9 protein-coding genes and 1 rRNA gene are annotated in these 13,597 nt (G+C 60.6%); 4 read left to right on the top strand and 6 right to left on the bottom strand.

Going from position 1 to position 13,597, the window contains the following annotated elements; translation table 11 throughout:
* Nucleotides 1-73: 73 nt before the first annotated feature.
* Nucleotides 74-189, top strand: a 5S ribosomal RNA gene (gene rrf / locus G1E_RS06710).
* A gap of 97 nt (nucleotides 190-286) precedes the next feature.
* Here rrf and G1E_RS06705 read toward each other — a convergent pair.
* The 4 genes from G1E_RS06705 to G1E_RS06690 all read right to left on the bottom strand — a co-directional run bounded on the left by G1E_RS06705 (nucleotide 287) and on the right by G1E_RS06690 (nucleotide 5,169).
* Nucleotides 287-2,773, bottom strand: a complete 2,487-nt coding sequence (locus G1E_RS06705; RefSeq protein ID WP_033690935.1) for a TonB-dependent siderophore receptor — start codon at nucleotides 2,771-2,773, stop codon at nucleotides 287-289.
* Between the two features lie 122 nt (nucleotides 2,774-2,895).
* Nucleotides 2,896-3,864: a FecR domain-containing protein gene (locus tag G1E_RS06700; RefSeq protein ID WP_082437993.1), complete on the bottom strand. Its 969-nt coding sequence runs from the start codon at nucleotides 3,862-3,864 to the stop codon at nucleotides 2,896-2,898.
* Nucleotides 3,865-3,868: 4 nt separating this feature from the next.
* Nucleotides 3,869-4,372, bottom strand: a complete 504-nt coding sequence (locus G1E_RS06695; RefSeq protein ID WP_009685654.1) for a sigma-70 family RNA polymerase sigma factor — start codon at nucleotides 4,370-4,372, stop codon at nucleotides 3,869-3,871.
* Nucleotides 4,373-4,479: 107 nt separating this feature from the next.
* Nucleotides 4,480-5,169 carry a GntR family transcriptional regulator gene (locus G1E_RS06690; protein ID WP_009685655.1) on the bottom strand — a complete coding sequence of 230 codons (690 nt, stop codon included), beginning with the start codon at nucleotides 5,167-5,169 and terminating at the stop codon, nucleotides 4,480-4,482.
* 204 nt (nucleotides 5,170-5,373) lie between these two features.
* On the opposite strand from G1E_RS06690, the gene lapG reads away from it, so the two are divergent.
* Nucleotides 5,374-6,135 (top strand): cysteine protease LapG, encoded by a 762-nt coding sequence (lapG, locus tag G1E_RS06685; RefSeq protein ID WP_172828432.1) that lies wholly within the window; start codon nucleotides 5,374-5,376, stop codon nucleotides 6,133-6,135.
* Nucleotides 6,136-6,145: 10 nt separating this feature from the next.
* Entirely contained in the window at nucleotides 6,146-8,092 is a 1,947-nt protein-coding gene (gene lapD / locus G1E_RS06680) for a cyclic di-GMP receptor LapD (protein WP_009685657.1), read from the top strand.
* A 100-nt stretch (nucleotides 8,093-8,192) separates the two neighbouring features.
* On the opposite strand, the gene G1E_RS06675 is transcribed toward lapD, so the two are convergent.
* Complete coding sequence (locus G1E_RS06675) at nucleotides 8,193-9,569, bottom strand: HlyD family type I secretion periplasmic adaptor subunit (RefSeq protein WP_009685658.1); 1,377 nt, start codon at nucleotides 9,567-9,569, stop codon at nucleotides 8,193-8,195.
* Nucleotides 9,559-11,715, bottom strand: a complete 2,157-nt coding sequence (locus G1E_RS06670; protein ID WP_029886243.1) for a type I secretion system permease/ATPase — start codon at nucleotides 11,713-11,715, stop codon at nucleotides 9,559-9,561. Before G1E_RS06670 ends, G1E_RS06675 begins: the two co-directional genes overlap by 11 nt.
* 956 nt (nucleotides 11,716-12,671) lie before the next feature.
* On the opposite strand from G1E_RS06670, the gene G1E_RS06665 reads away from it, so the two are divergent.
* Nucleotides 12,672-13,597 (top strand): retention module-containing protein (locus G1E_RS06665; protein WP_047149721.1); only part of this gene is annotated, 926 nt, incomplete at its 3' end.

The raw sequence follows: 13,597 nt of genomic DNA, 5'->3' as shown, positions 1-13,597 counted from the left end.
GGGGTTTTGTCTTTAAGTAGGAACTACAGAGATTCGCAGGCACGTTCGAGTGACGGGCCAGCACACAGAATTTCTTGACGACCATAGAGCATTGGAACCACCTGATCCCATCCCGAACTCAGCAGTGAAACGATGCATCGCCGATGGTAGTGTGGGGTTTCCCCATGTGAGAGTAGGTCATCGTCAAGATTCAAACCCAAAGCCCCTGTCTGCAATGCAGACAGGGGCTTTGTCTTTTCAGGTACAGGGGCTGTGGTGAAAGTGCCAAACAGCCCTGGCCATCTGCCTAGAACTGATAACTCACGGTTGCACTCACATTGCGCTCTTCACCCATGTAGCAGTAGTTCAGGCTGGCACATGAAGTGATGTAGCTTTCATTGGTGAGGTTATTGGCATTCAGGCGCACATCTAAACCGGTCAGGCCGACCTTGCCCAGGTCATAGCCCACGGAAGCATCGAACAGCGTGTAGGAGGGCACCTTCATGCTGTTTTCCGCATCCACCCAGCTGTAGCCCACATAACGCACGCCGCCGCCCAGCCGCAGGCCATCCAGGGCCCCTTGGTGGAAGTTGTAGTCAGCCCATAGCGAGAGCATCTGCTTTGGCGCCTGAGTCGGCGAGTTGCCCTTGTTGTCCAGGTTACCCGACACCAGGCTCGGCATCGACTTGGAATACTCGATATCGGTAAAGGTGTAGCCACCCAGCAGCTTCAGGCTGTCGCTGAGCTGCACATGTGCCTCCAGCTCCAGGCCCTGCGAGCGCACTTGACCTACAGCGCGATAGAAGTCTTCGTTCGGTTGTTTCGACGCCAGGTTCTCTTGCTCGATGCGGAATACCGACGCGGTGAACAAATTGTCGCTGCCGCCGGGTTGATACTTGATGCCCGCCTCCCACTGCGTACCCTCGGTAGGTGCCAGAGGCCGGCCATCCTGATCGGAGACGGTATTCGGGTTGAATGACTCCGAGTAACTGACATAGGGCGCAATGCCATTTTCGAACAGGTAAAGCACGCCGGCACGCGTTGTGAACTTCGAGCGCTGGTCATTCACCTTGGTATCACTGTCACGGTTCTGTTCGGACACCTTCACCCAGTCCTGACGCAGCCCCAGGGAAAAGCGCCACTGATCAAGCTCCACCAGATCCTGCAGGTATACCCCCGTTTGCTGCAAACGGCGCTGATAGCGGTTTTCTCCCAGCAGCTGCAGGTTGCCATTACCGTACTGCGGGTTGCCGGCGTCCAACGGGTTTACGGTACCGTAACGCCATTCAACGTCAGCTTTGCGCCGCTGGTAGTCCGTGCCCATTAGCAGGGTGTGCTTGGCGGCGCCGGTGAAGAATTCTGCCTGCAGCATGTTATCGATGATGTACGAGTGCAGCCGCTCGTCGCCGCCGGTGTAGGCGCGGTTAAGGATATTGCTTTCGGCATCTGCCCAACCGGCGGAATAAACCTGGTCCATCGACACATCGGAATCCTGGTAACGGAAGTTCTGCCGAGCGGTGAAGATGTCATTGAAGCGGTGCTCGAACTGATAGCTGAACGACTGTTGCGTGCGTTCGTAGCTGTCGATACCCGTTTCGCCTTCAAAGAAGTGATCGGAAAGGCGCAAGCCATTACGCGGGTGCAGCATGCCGTCTGCCGGGTTACCGCCGTGGTAGCCGCCGTTGGGGTCGTGCTGCAGATAGGCCTGCAAGGTCAGCGAAGTATCTTCGCTGAAGTCCACGCTGATCGCGGGAGCAATGGCGTAGCGTTCTTCCTTGTTGTGGTCGAACTGCGTATCAGAGGCATCCGCCAGGCCCGTCAGGCGATAGGCGATACGCTGGTCTTCATCCACCGGGCCGCTGAAATCGAAGCCCATGCCGCGCTGGCCCTGGGTGCCGACCGTAGCTTGTACCTGATGGTAGGCGGAAAACAGCGGTTTCTTGGTGGTCAACGCGACCAGCCCACCTGGTGAGCTGCGGCCGTACAGAACCGAGGACGGCCCCTTGAGGATGTCGATGCGCTCCAGGAAATACGGGTCCACCTGCATGGTGCTGTAGGTGCCGTTGTCGCCCATGGATTTGAGCCCGTCGACGTAGATGTTGTCTACCGAGCCGTCGTTGAAGCCGCGCATCGCCACATAGTCATAGCGGTGCGTGGCACCGTAGGGGTTGGTTAGCACCCCGGGTGTATAGCGCATGGCCTGGGCGACGGTCTGTGACCCTTGGCCGTCGATCTGCTGGCGGGTCACCACAGACACCGATTGCGATGTTTCCACAAGCGGCATGCTGGTCTTGGTCGCCACTTGGCTGTGGGTCGCGTTATAGCCCTCGGTGCTACCCAGCGCATTACCCAGGCTGAAACCGCGGACGTCGGTGTCTGGTAACGACAACGCTGCGTCCAGCGGCTGCGCTTGCAACACGTAGCTGTGCCCCCCTTGGCTGACAGCTCGCAAACCACTGCCATTGAGGAGTTGGCGCAGAGCCTGTTCGGTGGCGTATTGCCCATTGAGGCCACTGGACTGCAAACCGTTGGTGAGCTGCGGCGTGCTCGACAGTGTGATGCCGGCTTGGCGGGCGAACTGGCTGAGCACATCGTCCAGCTGGCCTGCAGGTATGGAATAGTGCTGGCTGACCTGGGCTGTTTCCGCCGCCATGGCGGCCAGTGGAATAGTATTCAGGCCCAGGGCCGTGCCAAGTACAGCTGCCCGCACTGCATTGCGTAACAATGCTGAGTGCAAGACAGGTCGAAAACCATTCGCGTTGAGTGTGCATACGTGCACGGTGTCGTTAGACATGTTCAAGTCCGTAGGGATGTTGAGGGCGGAAGGTGTTGCTTACTGTCCTAGCCGGACTTCCATTCAAAACCCGCCAAAATACCTGGCACCGCCCTACGGCCACACCTGCATGTGCCGCCTGCTCAAGCCAGGCTTTCCACGCGGACCCACCAGCGTGTGCGTTGGCGCAGCCTCACTGGCAGCGTCTGGGGGAGTAGCTGCAGCAAAAGCTCCGGGTCTTCAAGGCGGAAGACCCCTGAGAGGCGCAAGCCGGCAACCGCTTCGCTGCAACCCAGGTAACCACGGCGATAGCGGCTGACCTGCGCGAGGAAGTCCGCCAGGCGCATGTCCCGGGTAACGATCAGTCCCTCGCTCCAGGCCATTGCGTCCATGTCCACGTGCTGCAGACGCTGCGCACCCTGTGCGTCCAGGCGCCAGTTCTGGCCGCTTTCGATCCACTGCAGCGGGCCGGTACCAGGCTGGTGGATCGCTACCCTGCCAGTGCCGACGCTGACGTGCGTACAGTCGCTGTCCTGGCGTACCACGAAGTGCCCGGCAAACCCTTCAAGCAAGGCATCGCGGCTTTGTACCAGCAGAGGGCGCTGCGCCGTGGTTGCCTGGCCGCAGGTAATCATCATTTCCCCCTGCTTCAGGCGAACCAGTCGCTGCTGTTCGTCGAAGGCCAGGTCTACGGCGCTGTCTGTATTGAGTTGCATCAGAGTGCCATCTGGCAGCGTGAAGCTGCGGCGTTCACCCATGCTCGTGGCGTAGTCGGCGGTCCAGTAGCTGAGCCCATCCAGGTCTCGGGCCAGCCATGCCGCTGCGCCGACCATGGCCGTGCCACCCAGCAGTTTCAGCGCCTGGCGACGGTGCAGCCGACGATGGCTGGTTTCAAGGGTCTGCAAGGCCAAACCGGCACCGGGAATGCCGCGCAGGTCGAGATCCTGGTGCATCTGCATCACCCGTTGCCAGGCTTGCTCATGCTCTTGGCGGGCCGCGCGCCACTGCACGCATTGCTGTTGCAGGGCGGCATCGTGCCCGTTCTCGCGCAGCATCAACATCCAGTGAATAGCCTGCTTGACCGCTTGTGTTCCGGGTTGTGCAGCAGCCATGGCGTCAGCATTCATCCTGACAGCGCAGCACGTAGCAGTGGTAGAGCGCATCGGCGATGTAGCGCTCCACGGTACGCACGGAGATACCCATCTGGTCAGCGATGACCTGGTGCTTCAGCCCCTCGCACTGGGCGAGAAGGAAAGCCCGGCGCACTTTGGGTTTCAGGCCATCGAGCATGCGCGCGATGCGCTCCAGCAACTCCAGCAACAGTTCGCGGGTTTCAGCCGCAGGCGCCAATGCTTCTGGCAGATGGGACAAGGCCTCAAGGTACGCCTTGTGTAGCTCCTCGCGACGCCAATGATCGATCACCAGCCCGCGTGCAACTTTGCGCAGAAACGCACGTGGCGTGTTCAAGTGCAGTTGCTCACGGCGCTGTAACAGGCGAACGAAGGTGTCCTGGGCCAGGTCGGCAGCATCAGCGGCGTTGCCCAGCTGGCTGCGCAGCCAGGCATGCAGCCAGCCGTGGTGGTCACTGTAAAGCGTTTGCACGGAGTCGTCGCTGGGCATGGGCGAGGTATCAACAATGGACGTTAATGATAATTAGTCTCATTGTTGGCGGCGGCGCCATAATTTGCAACCTGTGCGTTTTCCAGCGGCCCATTGGCGGACGCACACTAGTGTCGCGGTTGGCCATCCAGGTATTTGCGGATCACCCTTGCGCCGCTGTTCAGGTGTCGCTCCAGCACGGCAATGGCTTCTTCGACGTGCTTGTCACTGGCTGCGTTGACCAATGCGTTGTGATCATCCTGGGTGAGCTTGCCCAGCCCCATGGAGGAGAGGTGGAAGCGCAAAAAGCGTTCCTCCTCGTTGAGCTCGTCTTCGATCAGGCGTAGCAACTTCTTGTTTTTTGCCTTGCTGTACAAGGCCATGTGCAACAAACGGTTTAGCCGGCCGATTTCAGCGTGGCGGGTTTCATTCTCCAACTGCTGGATGTAGCCGCGTGCCTGGGCGATGTCGCTGGGCTCCAGCAACGGGATGGACTGGCGTAGCGCCTCGCTCTCAAGCAGTATGCGCAGCGCGTAGGTGTCTACCGCGTCCTCGCCGATCAAGGGCGCAACCACGGCGCCCTTGTGCATTTCCACTTTCAGCAGTGATTGCGCTTCCAGCTGGCGCAAGGCTTCGCGTACAGGCATGCGGCTCACCCCGAACAAGCTGGCCAGCTCTTGCTGGCGCACGGCGGTGCCAGGGGGCAAGCGACCGTCGAGAATGGCACTGCGCAGGCGTTCTTCGATCACGCCACGAGCCTGGTGCGGCAACAGTTGCTCGCTGGCCAACACATTGCTCAGTTTGAGTTTCTCGGCCACGTAAAGCCTGCCTTAACGATGACTAAAGTTGGATCCAATTACACTAGTAACTGCCTGTCAGGGTGTCAAACTCGGTCGATAGCGCCAGTAGCACCCCACAAGGCGCGGCTATGGTGGATGAAGTCGCCTGCCAAAGGAAGCAGCCTATAAAAGGATATAGTCATAAAGAGGGTGCAAGCTGACCAGCGGGTGGATGATTGCAGGGTGCCATTGTCTTTTGCCTTGGCAAGCCCCACCATCGCTGCTTTCGACTGGCCTGAACAGGGCTTCGCAGTGGCGATATCCTGGATGCTCAAACGCCTTGTGCGACCTGCCTTCCTTGCCGTGCTGCTGGGCGGTCTGCTGCTGGGCGGCTTGCACGCGGATTGGGACTTTTCCCAGATCAGCCGCAAGTCCCAGGCTTTGTATGGCCCGCTGGGCGCGGGGCAGGGTCGTATCGACGCCTGGCAGCGCCTGATGGCAACGCAGGCCCAAGGCAGCGAGCTGGAACGGTTGCAGGTGGTGAACCGCTTTTTCAACCAGCAACTGCGTTATGTCGAGGACATCGACCTGTGGCAGGAGGTCGATTACTGGGCCACACCGGTGCAGGCACTCATCAAAGGGGCCGGTGACTGCGAGGACTACGCCATAGCCAAGTATTTCAGCTTGCGGCGCATGGGTATTGCCAGCGAAAAGCTGCGTATCACCTACGTCAAGGCGTTGCGGCAGAACCGAGCGCACATGGTCCTGACCTATTATTCAAGCCCACAGGCCCAGCCATTGGTCCTCGATAGCCTGATGGACGCCATCAAACCTGCCAGCCAACGAACCGACCTGTTGCCGGTCTATGCCTTCAATGGCGAGGGGTTGTGGCTGACGGGGGCCGCAGGCAACAAAAAGGTCGGTGATACCAAGCGGCTTTCCCGCTGGCAGGATTTGCTGAAGAAAATGCAGGCCGAAGGCTTCCCGGCCGAACCGGTCTATTGAAGGAGCACAGATGTCACTGTTCAAACAATTGCTGTTGGCCATTTGCCTGTTCCTGGTGGTCGCCTTCAGTGGCAGTTTCATGGTCAGCCTGGAAAGCTCACGCAGCCAGTATGTCAACCAGCTGCGCTCGCATGCCCAGGATGCGGCGACCGCGCTGGCGCTGTCGCTGACGCCGAACATCGACGACCCGGCGATGGTCGAGCTGATGGTCAGCTCAATCTTCGACAGTGGTTACTACGCAAGCATCAAAGTTGTCGACTTGGGCTCAAATGCGGTACTGGTGGAGCGCCACGCCGAGCCGGACCCCGGCGGCGTGCCACAGTGGTTCGTGCGCTTGATTGGCCTTGAGGCCGCAGGTGGCGATGCCATCGTCAGCCGCGGCTGGCAGCAGGCCGCGCGCGTCGAAGTGGTCAGCCATCCGATGTTCGCCATCGCCAAACTTTGGCAGAGCGCTCTGGGCAGCTTGGGTTGGCTGCTGTTGTGTGGTGCCGCCAGTGCCGTGCTCGGTGCCTTGTTATTGCGCCGCCAGCTGCGCCCGCTGGACTATATGGTCGAGCAGTCCCATGCCATTGCCCGCCGCGAATTCCTGAGCCTGCCAGAGCTGCCGCGTACCCCGGAGCTGCGCCGGGTCGTGCAGGCCATGAACCAGATGGTTGAAAAGCTCAAGGCGCTGTTTACCGAACAGGCCGAGCGCAGTGAGCGGCTGCGGGCAGAGTCCTACCAGGACAGCCTCACCGGGCTGTCCAACCGCCGTTATTTCGAGATGCAGCTGAACACCCGGGTCAGTAATCTGGAAGAGGCCCGCGCCGGCTACTTGCTGCTCTTGCGGGTACAAGGCCTGGCCGGTTTGAACGCCCGCCTGGGCGGTCAGCGCACCGACCAGTTGCTACAGGCGGTGGGGGAGCAGTTGCGCCGTACCTGTGCCAGTTTCCCGGAAACCAAAGACCTGATTTCCCGCAGCCGCGGCGGCGAGTTCGCCGTATTGGCGCCGAGCATGGTGCATGAAGAGGCGGTACAGCTTGCCCAGGCGCTGGAAGCGACCCTGCTCAGCCTGCATGAAACCGGCGCCAGTGATGTTCACCCGGTGGCCTGCATCGGCCTTGCACCCTATAGCCCTGGTGACGCGCCACAGGCGCTGCTCAAGCTCGCCGACGAAGCCCTGGCCCGCGCCGAGAACCAGCCAACCCCTGGGTGGGTGTGCCTTGAACAAGGCGTTGCCGCCGTAGCAGCGGACAGCCAGCATGCGTGGCACGAGCGCCTGGACCAGGCTTTCAACAATGGCCGCTTCGAGTTGTTCTTCCAACCGGTGGTGGACACCGCCACAGCGCAACGGGTACTGCACCACAAGGTGATTTCGCGGTTGCAGGACGGCCAGGGCGAGGCCTTGCCCGCAGGGCGCTTCCTGCCTTGGCTGGAACGCTTTGGCTGGATGCCGCGGCTGGACGTACTGGTACTGGAGAAAGTACTGGCCCACCTGCGCGGGCACGATCAGGTGGTGGCGCTCAACCTCTCCGCAGCCACCCTTGGCGACGCCAAGGCGCTGCAGCGGGTCTTCGAGCTGCTAGGCCAGAACGCAGCATTGGGCCCGCGCCTGGTGTTCGAAATCGGCGAAGAGCAACTGCCTGACCAGGCCGCCCTGGAACAGCTCACCCGGCGGCTGCACGGGCTAGGCTTCGGCCTGGCGCTGCAGCGTTTCGGCGGGCGCTTCAGCATGATTGGCAACTTGGCCCATCTGGGCTTGGCCTACCTCAAGATCGACGGCAGCTACATCCGTAACATCGACCACGAGCAGCACAAGCGGCTGTTCATCGAAGCGATCCAGCGGGCCGCGCACAGCATTGATTTGCCATTGATCGCAGAACGGGTCGAGACCGAAGGGGAGCGCAAGGTACTGCAGGAGATGGGCGTAGGCGGAATACAGGGGCAGCTGGTTGGCGAGCCTGCGCCCTGGCGCTGATCGCATCAGGGAGGGAGCAGCCTGGTGTTGTGAAAGGGCCGCAGTGCGGCCCCTGTCGCGACGCAAGGCCGCTCTTGCTGTTAGCCCTCACAGCCCTTGATCAGCGCTCGCGCAGTGCTTCCGAACGTGCCTTCATGATCGGCTTGAGCAGGTAGCTCATGATGGTCTTCTTGCCGGTCATGATATCCACCGTTGCCACCATGCCTGGGATGATCAGCAGGGGCTTCTCATCGGTGCCCAGGTGGCTGCGATCAGTGCGCAGCTTGATCAGGTAGTACGTGGTCTTCTTGTCTTCATCTGTGATGGTGTCGGCACCGATCTGCTCCAGCTTGGCCTTGAGCCCGCCATAGATGGTGTAGTCATAGGCTGTGAATTTGACTGTGGCTTCCTGGCCAGGGTGCAGGAATGCGATGTCCTTGGGCAGGATCTTCGCCTCGATCACCAGCGTGTCGTCCAGCGGTACCACTTCGATGATGTCGCTACCTGGCTGGATAACCCCGCCAATGGTGTTCACCAGCAGCTGCTTGACGATACCTCGCACGGGCGAGGTCACCAGCGTGCGGTTTACCCGGTCGTCCAGCGCTTTGCTGGTTGCGGTGGCCTTGTTCAGCTCGGTGCGCGCTTCGTTCAACTGGGTCAGCGCTTCACTGCGGAACTTGCCGCGGGTCTCTTCGATCTTGCTCTGCACCTCGCGGATGGCCGCCTCTGCGCGAGGAATGGCCAGTGCCGTGGAGTCCAGCTGACCACGGTTTTCCACTTCGGCACGGCGCAGGCGCAGCACCTCGACCTGGGAAATCGCGCCGGTGGCCACCAGCGGTTCAGACATGCTGATTTCCTTTCGCAGCAACTCCAGGCTGTTGGCGTACTGGGCGCGCTTGGAGCTGTATTCGCGCAGTTCCTGCTGGCGCTGGACCAACTGCTGCTGCAAGCCGCCAATCTCGTCCTGCAGCTGCTGGCGCCGGCTCTGGTAAAGCGACTCTTCGCTGGCAGCCTGGCTGGGTGCCGCCTTGCGCAAGGCTTCGTCGATTTTCAGTGGGCTGTCCTGCACCTCTGCACTCAGGCGCTCGACACGCAGGGCCATGGCCAGTCGGTCGGCCTCGGTTTCACCCACGTTGGAGGCGAAGCGGGTTTCATCCAGACGCAATAGCGGCTGGCCCACTTCGACAATCTGCCCTTCCTTGGCGAAGATCTCGGCGACGATGCCACCCTCCAGGTTCTGGATTTTCTGCACCTTGGACGACGGAATGGCCTTGCCTTCACCCCGGGTGACCTCGTCAATGGGGGCCACGCTGGCCCACACGATCAGGAACACGAAAAACAGGATGACGCCCCAGATAGTCAGCCGCACCACCCGTGGGGCATCCTCGATCAGGGCCTTGTTGACCTCTGGCAGCGGTTGGCCGCCCAGTGACTCGGAGCCTTTGAAATAGCGCCGCAAGCTATCCTTGAACTGCCCGATATCCAGCTTATGCAACACTGATCTGCCCCTTCTTCAGCGCGTCCATGACCGCGGCTTTCGGGCCGTCGGCGACAATCTGCCCGCGATCGATCACGATCAAGCGGTCTACCAGCGACAGCAGCGAGGCACGGTGGGTGACGAGCAGTACTGTCTTGCCTTCCACCACCGCCTGCAAACGTTGCTTGAGGCGCTCTTCACCGGTGTTGTCCATGGCACTGGTGGGTTCGTCCAGCAGCAGGATCTGCGGGTTGAGCAGCAGCGCACGGCCCAGGGCAACGTTCTGCCGCTGACCGCCGGACAAGTTCTGCCCGCGTTCGCCTACCTGCAGCTCATAGCCGTCCGGGTGCAGCCGGGCGAATTCATGTACGCCAGCCAGTTCAGCGGCCTGCAGGATCAGTTCGTCCTCGATGTAACGCGCACCGCTGACCAAGTTGTCACGCAGGGTGCCCGCCAGCAGTTGGATATCCTGCGGGACGTAGCCGACGTTATGGCGCAATTCGCTGACGTCGATCTGGCGGATGTCCACACCGTCCACCAGCAGCGACCCGCCGTCGGCCTCGTACAGGCCGACGATGAGCTTGGCCAGTGAGCTCTTGCCCGAACCACTGCGGCCGATGATGCCGACCTTCTCGCCGGGGCGTATGGTCAGGTTGATGTTCTTCAGCGCCATGTTCTGCTGGTTCGGGTAGGTGAAGTCGACCCCACGAAACTCCACGCTGCCCTGCAGTACCTTGCGGCTCAGTGGGCGCTCTTCGAAATTGCGCTCCTGCGGCAGCTCCATCATGTGGTCCGTGGAGACCATGGTCACCTTGGCTTGCTGGTATCGCGCGAGCAGGCCGTTGAGCTGGCCCAGCGGGCCCAGGGCACGGCCGCTGAGCATGTAGCATGCTACCAGGCCACCCATGCTGAGGTTGCCGTCTATGATCAGGTACACGCCGACGCAGATCATTGCCACGCCTGCCAACTGCTGTATCAGCAGGGTGATGTTCATCGCCAGGCTCGACAGCACCTTCACACGCAGCTCCAGACGGCTGAGGGTGCCAAGGGTCTGCTCCCACATGTATTGGCGTTCGCTTTCGGCATTGTTGACCTTGACCGCATCCAGGCCGGCCAATGTCTCGATCAGGCTGGACTGGCGCTCAGAGGCTAGCGCCATGGTTCGCTCCATGGTTGCCATCAACGGCCGCTGCAGGGCATAGCCGATACCCAGGGCCAGGGGGAAGGCGATGATCGGAATCCATACGAGGTGCCCGCCAATGATGGCGATCACGATCAGGATCAGGATCGTGAAGGGCAGGTCGATCAGGCTGGTCAGGGTCAGCGAGGCAAGGAAGTCGCGTAGGCCCTGGAACTCGTGAATGTTCTGGGCAAAGCTGCCGACCCTCGCCGGCCGGTATTTCATCGACATGCCGACAATACGTTCAAACAGCGTTGCCGAGATGATCAGGTCGGTTTTCTTGCCGGCCAGGTCCAGGCACAGCCCGCGCAGGCCTTTGAGAATCAAGTCGAAGATATAGGCGCCGGCGATACCGATGGCCAATACCCAGAGCGTCGAAGTGGCTTGGTTGGGTACCACCCTGTCATACACGTTCATCACGAACAGCGGGGCGGCAAGGGCAATCAGGTTGATCACCAGGCTGGCGGCGATGGCATCGATGTACAGCCACTTGCTGCGCAACAGCGTGTCGCGGAACCACGACTTCGCCCGCGGGATCAGGTTGCCGTGGTTGACGTCGAACTTGTGCTGCGGCTGTGCGAAGAACACACGGCCGCTGTAGTCGCCGAGCAGGGCTTCGCGGCTGACGTGCACCTCGCCGCCGTCGCTTTCGCTAAGCAACAGGCGGGCGGTATCTTCGTTCTCCCAGCCCAGCAGAACGGCGCTGCGGCCCTCCTTGAGCAGCAGCATGGCCGGCATGGCTATAGTCGGGATCTGCTCAAGTTTGCGCTGCAGCAGGCGCCCTTGCAGGCCGGCGCGGGCGGCGGCGCGGGGCAGCAGCTCGGGGCTCAGGCGCTGGGCGGGCAGCGGCAGGCCTGTGGTCAGCATCACCCGGCTGGCGGGTTTCTGGTGCAGGACACACAGGCTCAGCAGACTATCCAGCAACGGATCGTCATGCTGACTGCGTGGATCGTGGCTGAGTTGGACTCGACTGACTTCGGATTCCACGCGGCGCTCTCTTCATCCTTGTGGTGGGTGGGATAGGTGGGCTGCCGTTCAAGCTCGGCCGGCTCACCTTGGCATTCTAGGGTGCTGCCAGGCAGTACTGATGGCGGTGTGATACCGCAGGGCTCGGGCAGATGGCCATGGTCGCCTTGAATCGTTACTGAGTAAACAGTTCTGCGTGCTTCATTTCGACCAGAGGGTGCCGTGCAGTGAATGTTTCATATTCTGACTTGGCCCGTCGTGGTTTTGACGCCTGAATTCAGCATAGCTTGCCCTTTTTTCATGGCATGTGGTCTTGGAAAACCAGTGTAGACATGGTCAGTAAGCAGGCGCTGTTTTATTGGCGTTTTCTCGTCGGTTGTTAGTCAAAATTCATCTATAAAAAGCAGCCTGCCAAAGCATCCGCGATCAATAATCGCAGCTGGGTTTCAATCCCTCCTGGCGCAGCACTTCGCGCCGATCGTTATCTCTTTGATTTGCACCAAGGAATGGCCCCTGACGGCGTGGCGCCAGCAGGTTGCGTGGTGGTCTGGCGACTCGGTTTTGCGAGGTTCGCGGCGTAGTTCGGCAAGGTTTATGCTTGCAAAGCGATAGCGTTGTCGAGTGATTGCAGGCGATTAGAATAATGGCGCCAGGTTGCTGCCTATCCAGTGGAAACCGGCCGTTGTGGCGCGGAAATAGTTAACCGTACTGCGCGCGAAACACCGGTTCGCTGACGTACGACATTTGTCCTGCGGATAGGCTTGGCTAAGGTACAAATATCAATGTGACATTACATTGCCGATTGTTTAGGATGGCCTGTATAAGGTCAATAGTTTGGCAGTTAAGTAATTCCAAACAGTTACAGACGGAATATTGACGTCAAAAAACGTCAAAGATCATCGACATAGTTCCGCCTGAAGTGGCCTGCAAGTGCCGCTCTGGCACGGAAGTACCCACCGGGTCACACGGAGAGTCCAATGAGCAGCGTTGTAGCCATCGTCAAAAGTATTGTCGGCCAGGTTATCGCGGTATCCCCAGAGGGCATCCGGCGTGTACTCATTGAAGGTGACCGTCTGTTGGCCGGTGAGGAAGTGCTCACTGGCCCTGGTGGCGCAGTTACCCTGGAACTGGCTGATGGCCGCCTGCTCGACCTTGGCCGTGACAGCCAGTGGAGCGCCGATACACCCGACAGCAGCACCGACCTTGCCCAGGCCACTGCCCAGGCAGCGCCTTCGGTAGAAGAGCTGCAGCAGGCGATTGCTGCGGGTGTCGACCCGACTACCGAGCTTGAAGCTACCGCTGCTGGTCCGTCGGCAGCGGGTGGTGGTGGCGCGGCGGGCGGCGGCCATAGCTTCGTAATGCTGGAAGAGACTGCGGGCCGGGTTGATCCGACCGTCGGTTTCCCAACCGAGGGTTTAAGCTCTGCAGCCGCGCTCAACAGCGTGCAGGTCGGTCAGCTGGGCACCAACAACAATCTGGTGACCCCACCGACCACCGACGCCAACGTTGCTACCGACCTTGTCCTCGGCGCCACCCCTTCCATCAGTGAAGCGGGTGGCGTCATCGTCTATACCGCCACCGTGGGTCAGGCGCCAACTACCAACCTGGTGATTACCCTGTCCAATGGTGCCGTGATCACCATACCGGCGGGGCAGACAAGCGGCAGTGTCAATGTCCAGGTACCGGCAAACGATACGCCTTACATTGATGGCGGGCAGATCTCGACGACCGTCACCGGGAGTACTGGCGGTGGCGGCCTGACCGTCACATTGCCGCAAACGCCGGCTGTTACCCAAGTGACTGATACCATCGACACCACCACCGCAACCCTCACTGCATCGCCGAGCGTGACCGAAGGCGGCGTGATCACCTATACCGTGACGCTGAGCAACCCTGCTCAGAC

This window comes from Pseudomonas sp. TJI-51 (assembly GCF_000190455.2).
GTDB lineage: Bacteria > Pseudomonadota > Gammaproteobacteria > Pseudomonadales > Pseudomonadaceae > Aquipseudomonas > Aquipseudomonas juntendi.
The sequence above is the reverse complement of the archived record's forward strand: the minus strand, read 5'-3'. Positions and strand labels throughout refer to the sequence as shown.